Genomic DNA, 19,626 nt, shown 5'->3' with positions numbered 1-19,626 from the left:
GCCTTGGAATACGACGCGATAACCCATCTCACCACGCAGGCGCTCACGCTGTGCCTGATGGTGTCGTTGCCGCCGGTCGTGGTGGCCGCGGTGACCGGCCTGTTGATTGCCTTTTTTCAGGCTGTTACGTCGCTGCAGGACTCCAGCATTTCGCAGAGCGTGAAGCTCGTCGTCGTCACGGTCGTCATCGTGATTGCCGCGCCCTGGGGCGCTGCCGCGATCCAGAACTTCGCTCGAACGGTTATGCAGGTGATGTTTCCATGAGCATCCCACGTATCGGCATCGGCTACACGCCGCCCGACCTCTTCACCGAAGCCGAGGCGGACGCGGCGCAACAGCAGGCCGTGCTGGCCACGCCGCAACCGCATCACCGCCATGCGCTCTCACGCGCAAAACGGCAATCGCTGAAGAAGCGGCGCAGCGCCGAGAGCCCTGACGCGAACGATCCTGCCTCCGAAAGCGAAGAGCTGCTGATGATGCTCGATCAGCATCTTCGAAGGGATCAAACAGGTGTGCTCAAAGTCGACGCGCGCGATTCGCGCGGCAGCCAGCACGGCTTCGATCACGACGATCATTGCGCCAGCCCGGAGACGGCAGGCAAGCGCTCGACTCACGACGACGATCTGAACCTGCCCGCGCGCGAGTTGCCGATGCATCTCGTGATGCGCGATTCACGCGATGAATCGGTGCTGTCGAAGCACTGGCGCACGACCGCGAATGATAGCGGCGACGACTCGACGTTCGCGTCTGGCGCACGCGCCGAAGCGGCGCTGCTCGGCATACGTGCGTCGCGGGCAGGGCCAGCCGGAGCGATGACAGCCAGGCCGGCAGCGACCACGAACGTGCCCCCACCGCGAACCGCATCGACGCATAGGGCTCCGGCGCATGCAAATGCGATGGATCCTGCACGTCAGGAAGCCATGCGTGGCAGTTCGACCTATCAGGTGCTCGCGATCGTCCGCGAGTTTATGCGGATGCCCGACGACTCACGAACGTCGCGGGCGACGCTCGCCCAGGTGCGCGAACGCCTCGTCGCCGCGGCCACGCAAAGCGGGCGCGATACGCAGACGACGGATGCCCGCAGCGCGGCGCGGCGACCGCTCTCGCCGGCGGAGGAGTCGATGAATCTGCTGTTGCCTATCGCGCTGCTCAACCTCGGTCGCAGCCGCACGCGTGCCGGCCGCGCGATGGGCATGTCCGCGCTTTCAGCCCTGATCCGCCGCGGCCGCGGATGGTGACGGCGGGCGCTATCCCGTCATTCTCACAGACAAGAGGTTTCGTTCATGTCCAAAGAAATTCGCGTACTCACCGGCTTCCATGCCGGTGCTCAGATAGAGTTGAGTACAACAACGATGTCGATCGGAGCACAGGCCGATGCTGATATCGTGATCAATGACTGGAGCGAAGGCACCATGCAGCTGTCAATAGATGCTAAGGATAACATAATGATAGGCATACCCGGAGATCTTTCGTCCGCAACCGTGATGGAGAACTTCGTGGCGCAGCGTTTCGGCGAGGTGGTGCTGTGCGCGGGTCCGCTCGACGCGCCCTGGCCGTCCGACCTGCAACTGATGGAACGGCTGCTGGCCCCGCATCACGAAGGCCGCAAGTACGACGGCGAGCAGAGCGATGGCGTGTTTCCCGCCGCCCCGCCGTCGCCGGTCGTGATGAAGCGTCGGCACCGCGCGCCGTGGGTCCATGCGAGCGTCGCCGCCCTGCTGGTCGGCTCGATGGGCGCGGCGGCCTTGGTCCTACCCGCCGGCAAGACCTCACAGGCAGCAGACCGGTCGCAAGCCAGAGCCACGCTCGCCGATGTTCAGCAGGCACTCGCGCAATTGCATCAGCCGGACCTTACGGTGGCGCCGCAGGCCGACGGCTTCGTCGTGACGGGCATCGCATCGAATACGGCGGACGCTCGCACCGCCCTTCAGGCACTGGCCGGCAAGCGCCTCAGCTGGAACGTGAAGCCCGGTGACGAGATTGCGGGTGCACTCGCGGAATCGCTGCACGAGCCGAACGTGCAGGTACGTTACGTCGGCGCGCGGCGCTTCGAGGTCAGCGGCACGGCGCGCCGGCCCGCCACGGTGCACGAAGTGGTCGAGCGCTTTCGCGCCGACATCGGTCCGCTTGTCGCGGGCATCGACGTGAACGTGACGCGCACCGACGATCTGGGCGTGGCAGGCGACATGGACTCGGCGTTATCGGCAGATGGCGTGAAATACGTGGAATCGAGCGACGGCACGAAAAACTTCGTCGCCGACATTCCTGGCAACACTACCATTCATTGAGGATGACGAACATGTACGAAGCGATGACCGACAAACTGATCGACGTGCTGGCTGACTTGCCGCAAGCAGCGACGCAGCGCCATCGCCACGGCGAAGTGCGCGAGGTAGCGGAGGCGCTGGACACAGTGGCCGGCACCGTGGCCTCGCAATCGACGGACACGGCAAGCGCCGAAGCACAGGCAGGACGTGTCGCTGCCGACGGATTTCGCGCTGCGGCTGAACTCTGCCGCATCGCAACGGAGTAGTACCACCTGCATCGCTGCTCATGCAGCCGGTGTGCAGCGATGCAGGCGAACCGTGCGCAACCCGAAAAGGGCCGCACGCTTTCCAGTGGCCCGCATGACGCGGAACACTTCCACGCAGCACCACGTTCTATCTTTTAGGAGATTCAACATGCCCGGTAAAATCACCCCGCCTACCGACGCAGGCGCAACTGGCAGCTCGATCGCTGAGATCTATAAGGCGATGGCTGAAGAAAACGAAATCAACAAGGCCAACACGACCGCGAAGCTGGCGACGATGGGCCTGAAGGCCGCGAAGGATATCGTCGGCTAAGCGCTCCGGCGCGCCATCCGGCCGCGCATGGTGCGCCGGTTGGAAGCCGTTCGCGGTTTCCAACCGGTTTCTTTTTTTAACGCCTGCGTGGGCCCCCCCGTGTGGCGGACAGACGCTCGTGAACCGATCCGGCCATAGCAATGAGCATCGAACGACGTGATGAGCTGATTCGTGAAATCTGCGCGCTCCGCGATATGCCGGCACCGGACACCGCGCTCGAACGCGGCGTACTGGAGATCGACGGCTTCGACGCTGCGATCGATCACTTCGAGGAAGACCAGGACGCGCTGTATGTCACGTTCCAGTTTGGCATCGTCACGGCGGGGCGCACGTTGCGCGTGTTTCGCCTGCTGCTCGAGGCGAACCTCGCTGTCTATGCACAAGACCAGGCGCAACTCGGCCTGGAGACCGACACCGGCGGCATCGTGCTGATCGCGCGCGTGGCATTGAGCGACGAGATCACGGGCCAATGGATGCTGGAGCTGATCGAGCACTATGTCGAGCACGGCCGCTACTGGCGCGACAACATCTTCGTGGCACGCGACGATCTTTTCGAGAACCTCGCGCGCGGCGACTATGTGTGGATTCGCGCCTGAACCCCTTATTTGGAGAATCAGATGACATCACGCGTCGGCAGTCACGGCAATACGACGGATCATCCGTCGACTCACGAGACAGGAACCACCAGCAAGGACAAGAGCAAGGACAAGAACGGGGACCCGGGCGGTAGTCAGGCCGATCTGGATGCGGCGATCCAGGCGTTCGGCAGCCAGGTCATGATGCAAATCTTTCAGGACCAGCAGGAACGTCGCGCCGAAGAACGGGAGGAAGATCCGGACAGCGCGTAAGCGACGCGAACGCGATCGGCTGGCCGCATGAGTCGGCCACGCAGCCGATGCATGTGGCTCGCCGGGCGAACGTTGTCCCGGCGAGCCGCAGTTGTCATGCTCCGTCTGACGCGCTGTTTCATGCCGCTGACTTACCCCGCTCTATCAGGCCGCTCCGTTACGCCATCGTGGGTGCGAGCGTCATCCGCGTGGCGCCGCGCGAATAGTCCTCTTCACGCCTGCCGCTCCGGTCGGGGGAGTTCGGCAGCGTGGCGAAGCTCGGCCCGGCGCTGGCATCGAATTCCGCTTGCGCCGCCTGAGCGACCTCGAGCTTGTAGCCGAGCGCATACACGGTCTTCAGACTCAGCTCCGAAGTGCGCGACAGGTCCAGCTTCTTGCGCAGCTTGTAGATGTGCTGCTCGAGCGTGCGCGCGGCAATCTGCTCGGTGGCGCCCCAGATGCTCGCCGCGATCTGCGCGCGGCTGTAGAACTTTCCGGGGTTCGAGAAGAATAGCCAGGCGATCGCAAACTCGCGCGCGGTCAGCGCAATTTCGACACCGTCGATCGCCGCGCGGCCGGTGTCCTTTTGCAGCAGATAGCGGCCAATCTGGATCTCACGTGTCACGGTGTTGCAGATGCTCCGTTGCAACGCAAGGTGCGCGCGAAAACGGATCTGCTCCATGTCGTAGCGATTGGCGACGTCGGTCGCGCCAGTGTCGATCCAGCGCAACAGGCTCGTCCAGCTCGACTGGTTCGTCAGCACGATGAGCGGCGTGCAGATGTCGGCATTGCAACTGCGCCATGACAGCAAGGCGCTCGTTGCTGTCGGTTCGGTCTTCGAATCGATCAGCACCAGGTCGTAGCGATTCGCACGCATCGCGCGCAACAGGTCGAGCTCACACGAGAACGACTCGACAACGATGCCATCTCCTGCGAATGATTCTTCAAGATTGCGTCGAAGCACCCGATCGTCGGTCGCGATTGCAAAGAGCAGGTCATTATTCACGGCGGTTCGCATCCAGATAAGTGACAATCTTTCCCATTACTGGCCGGCCCCCTCCTGCGATGCCGGCGGCTATCCCCGATACAGCTTGTTGTCCTCTCACTCGCGATATGTTGTCCGTCGTGCTGTCGTGGATCGCGGCAACAGAGCACCGAAAGGCGCGCTTCGTTGCGCGATCGTCGTTGACGTTATCGAGTGAGATCTCTCTGTCCGTTAGTGCATCGGGAGGGCACGACGGATGCGCGTCGCGTATTTATTTTGTTGCGCAGTGCACAACCGCTGTTGCGCGAAGCAGCGCTTCTTCTTTCAATTTTCAGCTATTGAATGCCATCGCCTGGCAAACGTCGATGAACCTCGCGATGTAGCAGCGTGCCCCTGACAAACTGCCCTGCGCGCGCATGTGAACGATTCGTGTCGCACTTCTGACGGCCAGCTTACGAATGCCGGCGCGTGAGCCCACGTATGCGCATGACGCGTTGTGGGCGCGACCGCATTAACGCATGTCGACGCGACGGGTGAAGCGGTTGATCGCCGCGAGATACAGATCCGGGTCGGCATGATAGCCCATGCCGGGCGGGCCGCTCGGCTGCGGAGGCAACGTCTCGATGTCGCCGTCTGCCGAGCGCCTCTTCCCGTCATAGTCGCTCAACGCGAGCTTGAGTCGCACGAGGCCCGGCGACTTGAAACCGAGCCCCTTCATGCGCCCCATCAGCCCCTTGCGCGGATTCGCCGGATAGTCAAGCGTGACGGCGACGCCTCGCAACTTCTCGTAATCGTATTCGAGCGTGCCGCCCTTGACTGCATGCCGCAACTGCACGGTGTTGGGCAATTTCGGATCGAGCAACACGAGCGGCGGCTGCGTCTGCAACCTCACGCGGCTTTGTAGCGCCGCGGCGAAGAGTTGTGCAGTCGCACCCCCCATTGACGCGCCCGCAATGTGTTCGAACTCGACCCGATAACCTTCGCGTTGGGCGTGATCGATCTTTTGCGCGATGATTTCCGCCGCGTCGCGCGCTGCGCCGAACACCTTGCCGACGCCGCCTGTCCCGGTGACAAGCGCCTGCCTCACGTCGCGCCAGTTCTCCATGCCTCCGAAGAACACGCGCAGCTTCACGCAGCGCGTGCCGTCCGCCGCAGTGGATCGTCGTTCCTCAAACTGGAGATGCGTGACGTTCGCCGCATCCACGAGTTTCTCCTTCTGCTCGGCCGTGAGTGCCGTGAACAGCCACGCGTTGCGGATGTTGGTCTCATTGAGGTGCGCGGGGACCAGTTCGATGCGCGGCGGACTCACCTGCGTGTGCTTTGCGAAGTGCTCGGCGAATACCTGCGAACTGCCGCCCTCCGTCACCCTTGCCGCGACGGATTCAATTGAAAAGCGCTGTCCGTCCTCACGATGCCCGGGCGCCGTGAGTTCGACCATCAGTTCGGCCAGCGCTTCCACGGCCTTGAAATTAGCCGAATCCGGCTGCGACGCGAGGGGCTCGACGCCATAGTCCACGGACGGCTTGAAGTGCAACTGCAACAGGTTCTGCGTCTCGCCGTTCCTGCCTCGCTGCCGGCGCTCGGTCATGAAGCAGCCGGCCCGATTGGCGGCGGCGACGAGTTGCTCCCGACGTCCGGGCGGCAAGCCGCGGCCGAACTGCAGCTGTCCGATTGAAGCGGCGTCGGGCATGGGTGGCCCCTGATAGACCGCGCCGCGCAGGATGCGCGCAAGCGCGGCCCGTTGCAGATTGCGCATGTGTTCATCCGGATGCGCGGGCCCGAGGCCGAGTGCTTCGGTGATGGAAGAGAGCTGCTCGTCGCCGAGGTTGTAGGTCGACATCAGCACGTTGTCCATGCCGTCGATCTTCGGCCCCGACGGCAACGCGCGAACGGATCTCGGCCTCGCTGCGCGCATCTGGGCGGTAGTGGATTCGCTCGCGGATCGCGGCGTCTCGTCGGCGGCGGCGCCGGGCGATGCCGCGCGCGTCGATGCTGGCGCCCGCGTTTGCGGCTGCGAGGACAGATCCGCATCGACGCCACCTTGCGTTCGCATCGACGGCGATCCACGCGATGGCGAGCGCATGTCGATCATACTGCCGCCGCTGCTCAACGAACGTTCGTGCGGCGCGCGATCCAGTTGCAGGCGCGCCATGTGCGCGGTCGTTTCGGTCGTGGGGCGTTCGCGGTGCATCAGCTCGCCGAGCGTTGTGCCCGGCGCCACTTCCTCGATTTCGTCGCCAGCGCTCCAGCGATGCAATCGCTCGACCGATGCGCGTGACGCACGTCGGTCGCCGGCCGCGGCCGGTTCATGCGATGGCGAGGGTGATGAAGAACGCGCGCCGAACGTGAGCAACGCGGAGTTGGTTGAACGAACGCGCGCGCGACGGCCTGCGTCGTCGCGATGTGTCGCGGTCTCTGGCGTCGAGCCAGGACCGGAAATCGAGCGTGCGTCGATCGTTGAACGGGTTTTCATGGCGCCTCCTCTGCGCGACAGACGGTTAAGCGAACGGTCGCAGTCGCGCGGCACGATGCGCCCCGCATCGCTCGAGCACGTATTGAACATTTGCGCTCAAGCACGTCCACCGAAGCCCAGCGAAAACTTGAGCGCCGGCGCGAACCATGCATGACGCCGCGTACCGTCGTGCGACAGGCTTCGTTCGCGCCTTCATTTTTTCGGGCTGTCACGCGCACGGTCATACGCGCGACGATCACAATCGCGCCGTCCAGCAGGATTCGCAGGAGTTCGTCATGCAGCACAACATGCATTGTTCACGGCTCGCCATCGCCGTCAGCGTGACCATCGCGCTCATGATGCAATCCGCGCACGCAGATTGCTTCGACGACGCCGCAGCCTACCAGCACGTCAATCCGCTGATTCTGCGGGCCATCGCGTGGCAGGAGTCGCACAACCGACCCAACGCGACGCACCTCAATGCAAACGGCTCGCTCGACTACGGCCTCATGCAGATCAACTCGATTCATCTGCGGGAGCTTGCGCGCTATCACATCGATCGCGATGCGCTGATGCACCCGTGCAAGAACGTGTATATCGCTGCATGGCATCTGCGCGGGAAGATGGAAAAGTACGGCAATACATGGGCTGCGGTCGGCGCTTATCATTCGGAGACGCCGGCCGAGCGCGATTTTTACGCGCGGCATATTGCGGCCATCGTGAGGCAATGGCGCGATATGCCGAACCCGTTGCCGAATGCAGCGCCGACTTCATCACAGGATCCGACACGGATCGTCAAAAAAAAGAATGCGTCGTGAAATGCTCGATCTGGGGCCACGCGGCGCCCGTTGACTGAGACGGCCGGCGGCTGACGGGTTCGCTCTCCCGCATAATGTTTCGCCGCGACCGCCCTATCCCGTACACCCGTTGCCCACAATATCGACACTACGCAACATTACCGGTGTGCTCATGTTCAATTCCCGAATCCAGAACCAGTCGTCCAGTCCGCTGCCCGTATCGAGCGTCCCGCCCGAATCGCCGAGCCGAGCGACCGCTTCGACCGCGTCGCCATCGCGGCGTGCCTCGTCATCCGACGCGGCGTTGGAACCGCTTGCGCATGCGCCCGTCAGGTCTGCCGTCGCCGGACACGCGCAGCGTGGCCACGCGCTCGCGCGGCTCAGGCTGATCGGGACCGCCGCGCCCTCGCCGCCCCCCGTCAATCCGTGGAACATGCTGCTGCACGGACTGAAGGCTGGCGACGCCGCAGCGGCCTATGCCGGCGCGCTGGCAGGCGCCGAATCGCCTGGTCCGCTGCCCGCTCCACATCGGACCGTTCTGCGCGAGCTCAAGGCACTGCGCCACTCCCCCGCCTGGCAAGACGTGAGCGCACGGATTCGGTCCCACGAAGGCTTCGAGCATCTCAGCCTGCGCGGCGTCTCCCGGATGATCGAGATCGCCAAGTCGTTCGGCACTTCCAGATCATGGGTGTGCGAAGCGACGACCAAAGGCGTGTTCGACGCAGCGTTCGCCAGCACGATCTTCGGCAGCGCGGAGCGCTATGCGTCGGCTATCGAAGCGGATCCCGAATTGAGCCAGTTGCGAGCGACGCCGCCATCGCAGTGGAACGCACGGCAGCGTGAGCAGGCGATCAACGCATTGGGCCGGCACGTCAACGATGCGTTCGGCGTCCGGAGCAAGGTGCGGTACGCGGGCGAGCAATCGGTCGCGGACGAAGGCTCGCTGATGAAAACCTACGACCGAAGCGCGCGCGTTGACGTGTTCGATCCCGCCTTCCGCCACGGCTTCCTGACGCTGGCAGAAGGCGTGTTTCACGAGGCTGTCCACGTTCGACAGCACACGCAAAACTTCGACGCCGATACGCTGCAACTGCTCAAGCTGTCGCCGAATCCCGCGACGCGCTACGAAGCCACGGTTGGACTGATCGAAAGCATGGCTTATCGCTCGGGACTGATCGCCGCGCTGAGCCTGATCCGGCGCTCGGACGACGGCTCCTTCTTGGCTCATGTCGCGTCGCAACTCGAGGCGGTGCCGCAGGATCCTTGGGTACTTCTGCGCACTGAACTCGCAGCCAGGACGGGGCAAACCCTGCACGGACTGATTGCGATGCACGACGGCCGCATCACGACGCGCGGCGATACCGCAGACGTGCTACAGGCCATTCACGAAATCTGTTCGCAAGGCCAGCACGGTAACCACGGCCGCCTCATCGCAAAAGCCCTGTGGGGCGCGTGGCCCGACGCCGCGAAAATGCTGGGAGAAGACCACCGAGACGCGAACGCGCTCAAGGATTTCGAGCGCACGCTGGATGCCGCGTGCGGAGGCCGTTTGCATATGTCGGGCCTGCAACTGCTCGGCCGGCACGGGATATCAGAGCAGATGATCCGCCCCGCGCATGAGAAAGGCACCTTGACCACGGGCCTGAAACTGGTCGCGCAGGTCTCCACCTCGTTAGAAATGCTGCGAATCCGGCACGCCCTGCGATTCGTGCTCGGTGAGGCGGGCATTCGCGCCTATGTGACAGTGCTTGGGCTGCCGCCGTGCGCGCCAGACACGGCAGAGCCCAGCTCATCTGGAGCGCCGGCTTGAGCAGCCCCTGCTGTGGTAGTGCAGACAGCGCGATCTCACCTGCGCTGTCCAGTTGCTCGACATGCCACCCGGAATTGATCGGCGAGCACGGATTGCTCAAGCGCCTGCAGGCGGCGATATCGCCCGCCCGGGGGAACGGCTGGTACGACGCCCAATTGCACCGGCATGGTGCTCGCCGTGTAGAGATTCAGGGCCCTTCGCGATCTGGCCAAGCATCATGGACTCATTGCTCCGCGACTTCCATCGCCGTGGCGAGCATGGTTTCGGACAACGCACGAGGACGACCACCGCCCTGGCCTGACAGCAGACCACACAAGCCAGCCCCAACGGCCGAGACCAGTTGTGGATCGACTGTGCGCTGACATTCGCGCCCGGCAACGGGCCTTGGGTGCACTCGATCCGCTGCCCAGCAGCAGGAGTCCCGCAGCTCGTGCGAAGATGTCGTTGCTTCAAGGACACTTGCTTCCAGGCATGCCTCTCTCTGCTTCGCTAAGCTTGATGATGCATTTCATCAGATATTATTTGAGTTGGACTCCTGAATCAAACGCACCAGCTTCAAAACCGTCTACCCAGAATACTTCCCCGCGATTCGGACGCCAATTAGGCGAATCATTCATCGCTGAGTCACATAGTTCCGATAAATGGGACAAGACGCTGCCGCCGCTCCCAACGGTCGCGCGATTCAATAATTTTCGTGCTGCCAGGCAGGTATGCTTGTAGCCGGGCAACGGTTTGAGGCACGGCTCACGCAACCTTCGCCAGCCGCATGGCTTAGCCGATCCGCGCCTCGCTTGTCCGTATGACCTGACGTGCCGCCGGCCTTGAGTTCGGTGTGCGAGTAATGTGGAGACCGTAAGGGAAGCGAATGGTGGCACATCCTGTCGACGAGACGCGCATTTTCTGGTCGAGTTCAGCCGGCCGTCCCGCGCCCGCAGTCATCAAGCGCCATGGAGCGCAAGCGCTGCAACAGCCGCATCGGATCGAGGACACGTCGCCGGCAGTCGTGTTCATCGATAGCGCGGGCACCGACGCGTGCGCCGAGATCGAGAAACTAAGGATCGAGAACGGCGATGAACATTATCTGATTCCCATGTTGCGCGAGTTCTCTGCCGAGCGTGTCGTCTCGCTCATCGCACGCGGCGCCAATGACGCCGTGCACGACGAAGACCTGCTGGACGCCGAGCCGGTCATTGCGCGTGCACGCGCGCAGACGAGGCTGCTGTCGGTCGCGCGCGGCGGCGTGGCCGAGTTCTCCGCATTGCAGAGTCACTCGGACGGCATGGTGTCGCCCGTTTTCTTCAAGGACGCGAACGGCCTCTACACCGGCTGCAACCGGGTCTTCGAGCACTTTCTGGGCATCGAGCGGGCCAGCATTCTCGGCAAAACCGTCTACGACGTGGCGCCTTCTGACCTCGCACTCACCTATCACAAGGCGGACCTGGATCTGGTGTTCGACGGCGGCGTCCAGACCTATACGGCCGGCGTGCGCAACGGGGCCGACGTCGTGCGCATGGTCCGCTTTTACAAAGGCGTCGTCTACGACCAATACGGCCGCATCACCGGCATTGTCGGCGCGATGCACGACATCGGCGATCTGCGCGGCCACGAGACCGCACGTCATGAAATCGACGAGGTCACGCGCCACATCTCCGGCAACCCTGGCACGCGCGAGGACTTCGCGTCGTCTGTCGATCACGACCGGCCATTGCTCGATCGCGTGGCGGTGGGCGACGCCTCCGCCCTCGCCGCCCTGTACCGGCTCTACCATCGGCGTCTCGCGCGCTTCCTGACCCGGCTCACGTGGAAAAATGAGGTGATCGAAGAAATCATCAACGACACCTTCATGGTGATCTGGAGGCGGGCCGGCGATTTCCGCGGCGAGGCCCGCGTCTCGACGTGGATCCTCGGCATTGCGTATCGCACGGCGCTGCGCGCGTTGCGCGATCTGCGCCGCGCGGAATTCGAGCCGCTCGATGTCGACCATATCGATATGATGGCCCAGTACTGGCATGATCATGAGCTGTCCGACCTGTTGTCGAAGGCGCTCGATCTGCTGCCCGTCGAGCAGCGTCTGGTGATGACGCTGGCATATGTGCTCGGACACTCCGCCGGAGAAATCGGGGAGATCACCGGGTGTCCGGTGACCACGGTCAAGGCGCGCATGCACCGGGCGCGCGGCAAGCTGCGTGAGACGCTGGCCGTGCTCGAACAGGCGAAGTGTGTTTGAAAGTGCTTCCAAGCGTTCTGAGGTACGCGTCAGGCGCACCGGCTTGAGTTGAGCTGTGGCGTTCGCGGCCGCTCGTGGGGCCGACATGGAGCCCATGAAGTGCGCCGCCCCTGCCCGCGATGTTGCCGCCAGATCCCGTCGCTCAACGCCACAGTTTTCGCGGCAGCTGGACTATACGGCCGAGCATCCTCGTGATACCGCCGCGGCGGGCTCGGTGAGCCGGCGCCGCTGTTGCTGCCGTCGTGGCAGAAGACGGGGACGATGCGCTTTCGCCCGGCTGCTCGCGGTGTGCCGTCGGCCGATCGGGCGTCGGCGCACCGGTCGCGCGTTGATTGACCTGCTTGCCGTCATCGTCGTCCCGGTCGACAGGCAACCTGCCGAATTCCTGAAGCACCTCGTTTTCTCTAGTCTTCGCCTGGATCTCGAGCAGCTCCGGGTCTGTCGTGCGGTGCCGTGGGCCGCCCTTTTCCTGTGCCGATGCGAATTTCGTGTCACGGACATCCGGGTGCCAGCTCACGCTGCGCCCATTGTCGCGGCGGGCCGCGTCCGGCTTGCGCAAGGTACTTTTCAACAAGGCTCGAGCCGCTGGGCCCGGCGCCCCCGCTGCGCGGGCGCCGACATCGATGCGCCCGCTACGCAGATCCACTTCGAACAGATCGTCGTCATCCACGCGAGCCGCCGCGATGTCTTGAGCTTGCATCCCGGCGGGTAAGTCTGAAGCGTGCTGAAAGGCGCGCTCTTCATCAAACAACTGAAGCAGCGTCTTTTGCGCCGCGCGCCGTGCGGCCGGTAGCGGCAGTTCGAACAGATCCTCGTCGGCGTCGATCACCGGATTAGCCGCAGTGTGCCCGGTCGAGCTCGTTTGCAGTTTCGCAGCGCCGTCACTCGTGTCCGACGGCGGCGGACGCCGATGATTGATCCACTGGACCGCGTCCGCGACAGGATTTTCCGTCGCCGCGACTTTCGCTGGCGCGGGCAAACGGTTCGCAACTGGCGCCAATGCGCTGCGGCGCGTCGCGGGACGCGAGCCGCCGATCGACTTCAACTGCGACAGAATGCCGTTTGCCGACCCGGAAAAGCGCGATTTTGTCCGTGACCGACCGACATTGCCGCTCGCCGGCCCGGGCGCGTGACGATCAGCAAGTTCGGTCGCGAGCGTGCTGGCTGTGCGTTGTGTGCGCATGACGTAGGGCTCCATTGGAACGTCGACGAGCCATCGAGTGTCGTTCGCTGGAATCGAACACGAGGCTTTCGGCTTTACTGGAGACAGCATGCGCCGACATCGGCGCGCGGTCTGGCCGAACATGCGAACCCGATCGTCCCGCAGCGAAAGCGGCAACAGCACTCGCCTGTCAGAACGCCCGGTCGGCGCACGGATGATGAAGCGCGGTGATCGCACGGCATGCATTGATAACGCGCGCATGCTGCCGGCTCGGGCCGCTCGTCTGGTCGAGCAGCGTCTGAATGGAATGCGCGTCGAGGTTCGGCTGCAAGCCGAGAAGCAACGCGATCGTGCCCGTCACATTCGCCGTCGCGTACGACGAGCCCGAAACGAAATCGTAGTGGCCACCCGGTGTGAGAGTGAGAATGTCGCGGCCCGGCGCATAAAGCACGTTAGAACCCGCCACGGATGGCGCGCTGCCCGTCGCGCGCGCCGAATCGACCGCAATCACGCCCGGCACGCCGACCGGAAATGCCTTCAGATCGCCATCCGGCAGTACTGCTCCGACCACGATCACACCTTTTTTCACTGACAGCTCGATCAGTTCTTTCAACAACGGATCGGCGGGGCCGCCCAGACTCATGTTGATGATCTGCGCATGCGCTTCGAGCGCCGCCTGCACCGCCTCGGCCAACGTGAACGAGTTGCACACCGAATGTCCGGTGTGATTGTCCCGCTGCCAGCATGCCTTGACCGCAATCAGTTTCGCATGCGGCGCGACGCCTTCGATGCCGCCTGGCTTGTCGTCCGCCGTGGCCGCGCGATCGGCTGCAATGACGCCGGCCACCGCCGTGCCGTGCAGATCGCGATTGAATTGCGTCCAGTCCTGGTCGACGAAATTGCGCGTCGCGACAATGCGGCCGTGCAGATCGGGATGGGTCGTATCAACGCCCGTGTCGATCACCGCCACGCGCACCGAATCGCCTCGCGAGACTTTTTGCGCGGCGTCCGCGCTGATTTCGCGAAAACCTTGCTGCAGGTCGGCGTAACCGTTGCCGTGCGGCGCGTCGCCAAGCAAATCGAAAGTCTGCAACGGCTGCGCGAGCCGCACGCGCGGATCGACGGCGAGCCGCGCGAGCACCTCGCTGCGGCGCGCGCCGTCGGCGATTTCGAGCATCGCGCAATGCACTTTCAGCGACGGGATCGGCCATGCCGACACCTCTCTCAGTCCATATTGCTTCGCGAGCGCGGCAACCTGAGCCCGGGCACTGCCGCCCGCCGAATAACCGCCCGGCGCGCCGTAGCCGCCCGCCGTCGTGCCCGCGCGCAGCATAAGCGTTTCCGGCGGATTCCTGACCGCCAACACGATCATCCGCTCGGGGTTCGCTTTCATTTGCTGGGTGGCGGCAACCGGGTCCGGCGTGGCGGGAACGAGCGCGCATCCGGACATGACCAGGGCCGCGCCCAACAGCAGCCGATGCGCGAGCCAGCGCACAAGTCGGCCCGCTCCGACCACGCGTGCCTTGCTGCGGTCGCTGCAATGCCGCACCGGAGCGGAGCTGGCGAGCTCATTGAAATGCCGGCGCTGCATGGGCTTCATGACAATCTGACTCAACATTGGGACAGCCGTAGGTGCGCGTCTGCGCAAGAAAAGTTGCCGCGCAACTCAGAAATGCCAGATCGCATCGGCAATCCACCGGTTTGACGCGCCCGGGCCAAGCGTCGTCTTCGCCTCGCTGTTCGTCGCGATATAGGACAGATCGAACTGCCACGCATTGAACTGCCAGGTCAACCCGACGTTGCCGTATACATAACCGATGCCGATCACCGAATGCAGATCGTAGTAGCCGATCCCCGCCGTCGCGGTCCAGCCGTGGACGAGCGGTAGGCGGCCCACCAGATCGTAGGAAATTGCGCGCGCGCTCGGCGACGGGCCAAACCCGGTATTCGGCGACAGCGCAACTGATGCGAACACCGAATCGCGCCAGCCCGCCGTCAGCACCAGTTCGTCGTAATTGAAACGGACCGCCGACGGCACGCGGGTGAACTGATAGTGCGACAGCATGGCCTGCGCAGTCCAGTCGCCCGACACGCGCCAGCCATACCCCGCGTTGGCGACGAATTCCACCCCCGTGGTCAGCGGGGCGCCCCATCTGATCGTGGAGGCCGACGCGCCCGCAAAGAAACCGTTGCCGGGATACCAGTTCCCCGCGAAGCTCGCCGACGGCTGGTGATAGCTGATGTCCATGCCACGCGTGACCTTGTCGGAAGCGATACCCGCCTCGAACTGCCAGTCTTCGCTCGCCGCCAGTGCGAGCCGCGGCGCAGCAATGAACCACGAGGCAAGTAGCGCGAACGACGCATACCATCGGACTCGACGCGCTGACGGGCGCGCCGCGCCGGCGCAAAGCGCGATTGAACGAAACCTCGACGCCATCTTGTCGTGCAGGAATCCGGGTGGGATGGAAAAGCAATGGCATTAATTCAAGCCATCCGGCGAGCCCGGGGCGCGCGAGCGCGACGACAGGGCTGCGCCGATCTTAACCGATAAACCCGAATGCAAAAAAATCGACAAGGAATTGTCAGGGACCGCTGGCGCCCTCCCCGACCGGCTCCGCGAAGCGCACCCCGGATGCGGCACGCAACACGCCTAGCTGTCTGGCGACGTCGCCCGCAACAACCGGCGTGAGCGGCGCAAGCGAGTAGACGCCGTTTTCGCTCGGCCCGCCGACGATCTGCAAATGTAGCTGCACCAGCAGCGCCTGCAGTCGGCCGACGGGCATGGCGGGATCGGCGACGAGCCGGATCGTCACGCGAGCGGCGCCCGCATTGACCTCAGACAGTGTGCGATAGTTTGCCGGCGTGCTGGCGCCACGGCTGAAGCCGAGCGTCGCCAGCGCGCCCGTCTCCAGCAGCGCGATGGCCGCGAGACCGCACGCGATCGCCGTCATGCGGCCGCGCCAGGGTGCCTTCGACGAGGTGCCGGTGCCAAGGGCCGGCTGCGCCGCTTCGTCAAAACGCTCCCACAGATGATCGAGACCGCGTTCGACGTCGGGGCCGGCCTCCTCGCGCGACGTCATCGCCGCGCACAGCTTGCGCTGCGACGCGAGTTCCGCCTGACATTGTTCGCAATCGCGCACATGCGCGTCGACCAGCTTGCGTTCAGCGTCGGACGCCCGGCCGTTGACGATCCACGGCAACAGCTCCCATACATGCAGATGAACGAGTTCGCTCTCAGGTGGATTGCTCATCGAGCGCTCCCATCAACGCCGGCAAGCGCCGGCAGCAGATTGCGCAGCTTGACCCGCGCATGAAACATTCTGGCCTTCACGGTACTGACAGGGCTTTCGGTTATCTCCGCAATTTCTTCGAGCGAGTGGCCCATCACATAGGCCAGCTCCATCACGATACGCTGCTCCGGGGAGAGCCTGGTCAGCCCCTTGGTCACCCAGTCGATCGTTTCGTGTTCGGCGAACGGCTCGACGCATGGCCCGTCGTACCCGTGCTGCTGCTCCGCCGGCAAGCCACCCTGGCGTAGCGCTTTCAACGTGACGCGATACGCAATGCCCATGAGCCACGTCGACACGCGTGATTGGCCGCGAAACTCGCCAGCTTTTTGCCAGACGATCATGAAAGTGTCGTTGATGACCTCTTCGATCACGTCGTCGCGCCGGGTGAAGCGACCGAGAAAACGGACCAGCCGCCGGTGATACGCGCGATAGAGCGCGGCCAGCGCAGACTTGTCCGCCGCTGAGATGCGCTGCAACAACGCGGCATCCTCCGCGTCGACGCTGCGCGCGGCATGACAGACGTTGCCTGAAACGATCGGTTCTGGTGACATGTCGCTGGAATCGCAATCCGCCAGATTGTGTGGATGACCGTAAGTGTCGCCGCCGGCACGAATAGTTGCGAGCGACGCAAAAAATTCTGGGCGCGCCGCGAGCGGTCAGGCGCGCCGCGGACGCACGGGACTCCCGCGTCCGGTGTCTTCGTCTCGTGGCGGTTCTACATTACGGTCAGCTTCCGCATGCATCCCGCAAGGCGGCGCAAAAGCCGCGCCGTCACGCCCGCACATTTCGAAGTACAGCATGCCGTGCGGATGGGCGTCGATGATCTGGAACGCGCCGGTACTGTTGAAAACGATCTCGTGCGCGATAAGGCAAACCTGCACCGAGCCGTCCGTGTAATGGACAGCGGATTCGCTGGTAAGTCCAGGCACGCGCCACGCGTCGAGATTCGCGCGCGCCATCGCCTTGATGATTTCGGCCCGCGCCTCGTCGATAGTGGACGGCGACGGACTGATCTTGCCCAGTTCTTGGCGCAGGCGATGCAGCCGCTCGCGCGTGAGCGGAGTGCGCATCATCGTCGGGCGATCCGTCGCAAGTTGCTTACCCTGCGCACCCGTTGACTTCAATTCCTCGAAGCCGCGACCTGACCTCGCGCTGGGATGCGCCGGCATTCGTATGATCTTTGCGGCACCGGTTGTGGACAATGTGAGATCAGGAAGCGCTTGGACACCGCTTTCCGCCGATACCTTCGACATGGTGGCTGATTCGGTTTCAACAGGAGGCACATACCGTACGCGAAGATTCGAGCCGCACGTCGCCGGATAATGAAGTCTCGAGTCCGAAACCGAAGGGTCGGCGCCAAATCGCCGACAACCGTCGGACGTCGTTCGTCCGGGACGGCCAGCAAAACCCGAGGGACTTGAATTACGCCGCAAGGCTCGATTTCCATGGCGGACACGGTTCTGTAGAGCATCACTCGCGAATCGTGGGCTGAGGTTGCGAAGCACGCGTGATCCACGAATTCCGACGGTGGCTCGGGAATAAAATTCTCGAGAGCGCGAACACAGGCACCGTACCAACCCATACAACCTGTAATCCTGCTTCGCATAATTAACACTAGAGCATCTTTAATGCAGTGTGTCGCTTTCACAGCCACCGCATACTGCGCAACCATCCCGAAAAGTGGCGATCGTCCGCTATCATCAGCCCTGATAATAAGAATTATCAGGGTTGTTTCAAAAGGCGGCACAACCTATATGCGCCGCGCGCAACCTTGCCACGTGTCCGTACCGATAGCCGGAGCCCGTGCGCAGCCTCCTGCAATACGGTCGCCGCAGATTCGTGCGCGCTGGCGCGGGCCGCCCCTGGCACCGTTGCCAGCGGAATTAATCGTCCGCCACGTGGACATTGCGCCGCGGCCGGCCGCTTACTTCTCCGCGGCCTCTCGGAAGCGCTTCGCCGATCGTGGCGGGCATCGTGTTCCGCAACCGCAGCATTAGGTAACCCATTGGGTGACGCAATCCGTCAAGCCATCGGCTATCGCCTGCCGTCGCTCGCCCCGTGCGGCACGATCAGCCGGCGCGCCTGGCGCTGTATCGCCTCGAACTGGCTGAGCTGGATCGATCGCGGTTTGGCTGGAAAACTGAAGGAGTGGATTGTTGGGGCTATCCGCCCCTTCGTTCGAGCACCGGAGGGAAATGGGAGTGCTTCGACGGTCGAGGCGCAGCGATCGCATGCCGCCCATCGTCCACGGTGCCAACATGAAGGGCATCGGCCAGGTCGAGCGATGCTTGCGCCGGTGCGCGAATTGGCGAGATACCCATGATTGGTCACGTGGAAGCTGCGTGGGAGCGCGTTCGAGCCGACGACGCGCGCCGCGTGGCACGCTCGAGGACGCAGGCGGTCACGGTCCGTCGCGGTTGTGCGGCGCCACCTCGTGTTCGTTCCGCCGAGAGGGTCCCGGATGTGCGCGATGAGAATATTGCGAAAAATGCGAATAATACGATACTTGAGAAAAATGAGAATTGTGCTATCGTTGCATATACCTGATTGAGGAGGACACCAATGTCCGGCCCATTGCATTACGTCTCGCTGTCCATCGATGATCTGGCACCGTCACGGTCACGTTCGACTACTGATCTGTCGGCCGCACCATATGGCGTGCGATCGACGCCTTCTCAACTGGCCGGAGAAATGTCGGCGGTCGAAAAATTCGTCCGCGAGTGGAAGCCAGTCGCGGAGAGGTTCACGGTTGACGAACTCGGCGCGAACTTCGAATTTTGCGACCCTGATCCGACGGCGACGACCGACGATGGTCTGCCGGAACTCTCATTGGGCGAGCGAGTACTCCTTGAGGAGCTGTCGCTCGATTCGATTTCGGCCTTGGAGCTGTGGCACCGGATCCTAGGAACGCCCGCGGCACTCACCCGCCGCGCCAACCGGACTGACCTGATGCTCGCGGTCGAGCAGTTCGCGGGTCGGCTGTTCAGGCAGCAGGTGACCTTTTATCCCAACGACGTGGTAATCACGTCGTCGCTCGTGCTTGTCAAGGAATTCGCCCGCGACACCTTGCGCGAAATGCTTGACCGGTGTCGTGACATCGCCAAGCAATGCGCGGCTGCGCGTGCATCGCTGCGTCGACGCATCATCAATCCCGCGCCGGAAACTGGCAGCGCGGCCGCGATCGCGAAGCGGTTGAATCCGCTTGGGGCGCCCCCGCAATTCGCCTGAAGGAG

General features: G+C 63.6%; 19 protein-coding genes. 11 read left to right on the top strand and 8 right to left on the bottom strand.

What is annotated here, in order from left to right; genetic code table 11:
• The first annotated feature begins 3 nt into the window (after positions 1–3).
• The 7 genes from sctS (at position 4) to U5A56_RS23495 (ending at position 3,691) form a co-directional block, all read left to right on the top strand.
• On the top strand, positions 4–264 hold the full coding sequence (gene sctS / locus U5A56_RS23525; protein ID WP_257774482.1) for a type III secretion system export apparatus subunit SctS: 261 nt from the start codon (positions 4–6) through the stop codon (positions 262–264).
• Positions 261–1,238 (top strand): hypothetical protein, encoded by a 978-nt coding sequence (locus U5A56_RS23520; protein ID WP_257774483.1) that lies wholly within the window; start codon positions 261–263, stop codon positions 1,236–1,238. The genes sctS and U5A56_RS23520 overlap by 4 nt, the downstream gene beginning before the upstream one ends.
• A gap of 45 nt (positions 1,239–1,283) precedes the next feature.
• Positions 1,284–2,288 carry an HrpD5 family protein gene (gene hrpD5, locus U5A56_RS23515; RefSeq protein ID WP_257774484.1) on the top strand — a complete coding sequence of 335 codons (1,005 nt, stop codon included), beginning with the start codon at positions 1,284–1,286 and terminating at the stop codon, positions 2,286–2,288.
• A gap of 11 nt (positions 2,289–2,299) precedes the next feature.
• Positions 2,300–2,533 carry a hypothetical protein gene (locus U5A56_RS23510; protein ID WP_257774485.1) on the top strand — a complete coding sequence of 78 codons (234 nt, stop codon included), beginning with the start codon at positions 2,300–2,302 and terminating at the stop codon, positions 2,531–2,533.
• 148 nt (positions 2,534–2,681) lie between these two features.
• Positions 2,682–2,843 carry a hypothetical protein gene (locus U5A56_RS23505; RefSeq protein ID WP_257774486.1) on the top strand — a complete coding sequence of 54 codons (162 nt, stop codon included), beginning with the start codon at positions 2,682–2,684 and terminating at the stop codon, positions 2,841–2,843.
• A gap of 140 nt (positions 2,844–2,983) precedes the next feature.
• Complete coding sequence (locus U5A56_RS23500) at positions 2,984–3,439, top strand: CesT family type III secretion system chaperone (RefSeq protein WP_257774487.1); 456 nt, start codon at positions 2,984–2,986, stop codon at positions 3,437–3,439.
• 21 nt (positions 3,440–3,460) lie between these two features.
• The gene (locus U5A56_RS23495; protein ID WP_257774488.1) at positions 3,461–3,691 is read left to right on the top strand and encodes a hypothetical protein; all 231 of its coding nucleotides are present in this window, start codon (positions 3,461–3,463) and stop codon (positions 3,689–3,691) included.
• A 157-nt stretch (positions 3,692–3,848) separates the two neighbouring features.
• Here the strand turns inward: U5A56_RS23495 and U5A56_RS23490 are convergent, their stop codons facing one another.
• Positions 3,849–4,676, bottom strand: coding sequence for a response regulator transcription factor (locus U5A56_RS23490; protein ID WP_257774489.1), 828 nt, complete (start codon positions 4,674–4,676; stop codon positions 3,849–3,851).
• A gap of 490 nt (positions 4,677–5,166) precedes the next feature.
• Positions 5,167–7,128 carry a type III effector protein gene (locus tag U5A56_RS23485; protein ID WP_321924793.1) on the bottom strand — a complete coding sequence of 654 codons (1,962 nt, stop codon included), beginning with the start codon at positions 7,126–7,128 and terminating at the stop codon, positions 5,167–5,169.
• A 287-nt stretch (positions 7,129–7,415) separates the two neighbouring features.
• Here U5A56_RS23485 and U5A56_RS23480 point away from each other — a divergent pair, with 287 nt between their 5' ends.
• The 3 genes from U5A56_RS23480 to U5A56_RS23470 all read left to right on the top strand — a co-directional run bounded on the left by U5A56_RS23480 (position 7,416) and on the right by U5A56_RS23470 (position 11,941).
• Positions 7,416–7,925: a lytic transglycosylase domain-containing protein gene (locus U5A56_RS23480; protein ID WP_257774580.1), complete on the top strand. Its 510-nt coding sequence runs from the start codon at positions 7,416–7,418 to the stop codon at positions 7,923–7,925.
• Between the two features lie 151 nt (positions 7,926–8,076).
• Positions 8,077–9,714, top strand: a complete 1,638-nt coding sequence (locus tag U5A56_RS23475; RefSeq protein ID WP_257774491.1) for a hypothetical protein — start codon at positions 8,077–8,079, stop codon at positions 9,712–9,714.
• Between the two features lie 865 nt (positions 9,715–10,579).
• The gene (locus U5A56_RS23470) at positions 10,580–11,941 is read left to right on the top strand and encodes an RNA polymerase sigma factor (RefSeq protein ID WP_257774492.1); all 1,362 of its coding nucleotides are present in this window, start codon (positions 10,580–10,582) and stop codon (positions 11,939–11,941) included.
• Positions 11,942–12,083: 142 nt separating this feature from the next.
• Here U5A56_RS23470 and U5A56_RS23465 read toward each other — a convergent pair whose 3' ends face one another.
• The 6 genes from U5A56_RS23465 to U5A56_RS23440 all read right to left on the bottom strand — a co-directional run bounded on the left by U5A56_RS23465 (position 12,084) and on the right by U5A56_RS23440 (position 17,646).
• Positions 12,084–13,247, bottom strand: a complete 1,164-nt coding sequence (locus tag U5A56_RS23465; RefSeq protein ID WP_257774493.1) for a hypothetical protein — start codon at positions 13,245–13,247, stop codon at positions 12,084–12,086.
• A gap of 46 nt (positions 13,248–13,293) precedes the next feature.
• Positions 13,294–14,703, bottom strand: coding sequence for a S8 family peptidase (locus U5A56_RS23460; protein WP_257774494.1), 1,410 nt, complete (start codon positions 14,701–14,703; stop codon positions 13,294–13,296).
• A 66-nt stretch (positions 14,704–14,769) separates the two neighbouring features.
• Entirely contained in the window at positions 14,770–15,540 is a 771-nt protein-coding gene (locus U5A56_RS23455) for a TorF family putative porin (RefSeq protein WP_257774495.1), read from the bottom strand.
• 145 nt (positions 15,541–15,685) lie between these two features.
• Positions 15,686–16,354: a zf-HC2 domain-containing protein gene (locus U5A56_RS23450; protein ID WP_321924788.1), complete on the bottom strand. Its 669-nt coding sequence runs from the start codon at positions 16,352–16,354 to the stop codon at positions 15,686–15,688.
• The gene (locus U5A56_RS23445; RefSeq protein WP_257774497.1) at positions 16,351–16,944 is read right to left on the bottom strand and encodes an RNA polymerase sigma factor; all 594 of its coding nucleotides are present in this window, start codon (positions 16,942–16,944) and stop codon (positions 16,351–16,353) included. Before U5A56_RS23445 ends, U5A56_RS23450 begins: the two co-directional genes overlap by 4 nt.
• 105 nt (positions 16,945–17,049) lie before the next feature.
• Entirely contained in the window at positions 17,050–17,646 is a 597-nt protein-coding gene (locus U5A56_RS23440; RefSeq protein ID WP_257774498.1) for a hypothetical protein, read from the bottom strand.
• 1,309 nt (positions 17,647–18,955) lie between these two features.
• On the opposite strand from U5A56_RS23440, the gene U5A56_RS23435 reads away from it, so the two are divergent.
• Entirely contained in the window at positions 18,956–19,621 is a 666-nt protein-coding gene (locus tag U5A56_RS23435; protein ID WP_257774499.1) for a hypothetical protein, read from the top strand.
• Positions 19,622–19,626: the final 5 nt, after the last annotated feature.

Source organism: Burkholderia sp. BCC1998, assembly GCF_905339875.1.
Taxonomy (GTDB): Bacteria; Pseudomonadota; Gammaproteobacteria; order Burkholderiales; family Burkholderiaceae; genus Burkholderia.
Note: the sequence above shows the minus strand (reverse complement) of the source record. Positions and strands in the feature narration are given on the sequence as shown.

What these genes read in the sequence shown, in the direction of transcription:
- U5A56_RS23510 (WP_257774485.1), top strand. Translation starts at nt 2,300, where the DNA reads ATGTACGAAGCGATGACCGACAAACTGATCGACGTGCTGGCTGACTTG.
- U5A56_RS23495 (WP_257774488.1), top strand. Translation starts at nt 3,461, where the DNA reads ATGACATCACGCGTCGGCAGTCACGGCAATACGACGGATCATCCGTCG.
- U5A56_RS23475 (WP_257774491.1), top strand. Translation starts at nt 8,077, where the DNA reads ATGTTCAATTCCCGAATCCAGAACCAGTCGTCCAGTCCGCTGCCCGTA.
- U5A56_RS23505 (WP_257774486.1), top strand. Translation starts at nt 2,682, where the DNA reads ATGCCCGGTAAAATCACCCCGCCTACCGACGCAGGCGCAACTGGCAGC.
- U5A56_RS23520 (WP_257774483.1), top strand. Translation starts at nt 261, where the DNA reads ATGAGCATCCCACGTATCGGCATCGGCTACACGCCGCCCGACCTCTTC.
- U5A56_RS23485 (WP_321924793.1), bottom strand. Translation starts at nt 7,128, where the DNA reads ATGAAAACCCGTTCAACGATCGACGCACGCTCGATTTCCGGTCCTGGC.
- U5A56_RS23435 (WP_257774499.1), top strand. Translation starts at nt 18,956, where the DNA reads ATGTCCGGCCCATTGCATTACGTCTCGCTGTCCATCGATGATCTGGCA.
- U5A56_RS23500 (WP_257774487.1), top strand. Translation starts at nt 2,984, where the DNA reads ATGAGCATCGAACGACGTGATGAGCTGATTCGTGAAATCTGCGCGCTC.
- U5A56_RS23460 (WP_257774494.1), bottom strand. Translation starts at nt 14,703, where the DNA reads ATGAAGCCCATGCAGCGCCGGCATTTCAATGAGCTCGCCAGCTCCGCT.
- U5A56_RS23445 (WP_257774497.1), bottom strand. Translation starts at nt 16,944, where the DNA reads ATGTCACCAGAACCGATCGTTTCAGGCAACGTCTGTCATGCCGCGCGC.
- U5A56_RS23470 (WP_257774492.1), top strand. Translation starts at nt 10,580, where the DNA reads ATGGTGGCACATCCTGTCGACGAGACGCGCATTTTCTGGTCGAGTTCA.
- U5A56_RS23480 (WP_257774580.1), top strand. Translation starts at nt 7,416, where the DNA reads ATGCATTGTTCACGGCTCGCCATCGCCGTCAGCGTGACCATCGCGCTC.
- U5A56_RS23440 (WP_257774498.1), bottom strand. Translation starts at nt 17,646, where the DNA reads ATGTCGAAGGTATCGGCGGAAAGCGGTGTCCAAGCGCTTCCTGATCTC.
- U5A56_RS23465 (WP_257774493.1), bottom strand. Translation starts at nt 13,247, where the DNA reads ATGTTCGGCCAGACCGCGCGCCGATGTCGGCGCATGCTGTCTCCAGTA.
- U5A56_RS23455 (WP_257774495.1), bottom strand. Translation starts at nt 15,540, where the DNA reads ATGGCGTCGAGGTTTCGTTCAATCGCGCTTTGCGCCGGCGCGGCGCGC.
- U5A56_RS23450 (WP_321924788.1), bottom strand. Translation starts at nt 16,354, where the DNA reads ATGAGCAATCCACCTGAGAGCGAACTCGTTCATCTGCATGTATGGGAG.
- hrpD5 (WP_257774484.1), top strand. Translation starts at nt 1,284, where the DNA reads ATGTCCAAAGAAATTCGCGTACTCACCGGCTTCCATGCCGGTGCTCAG.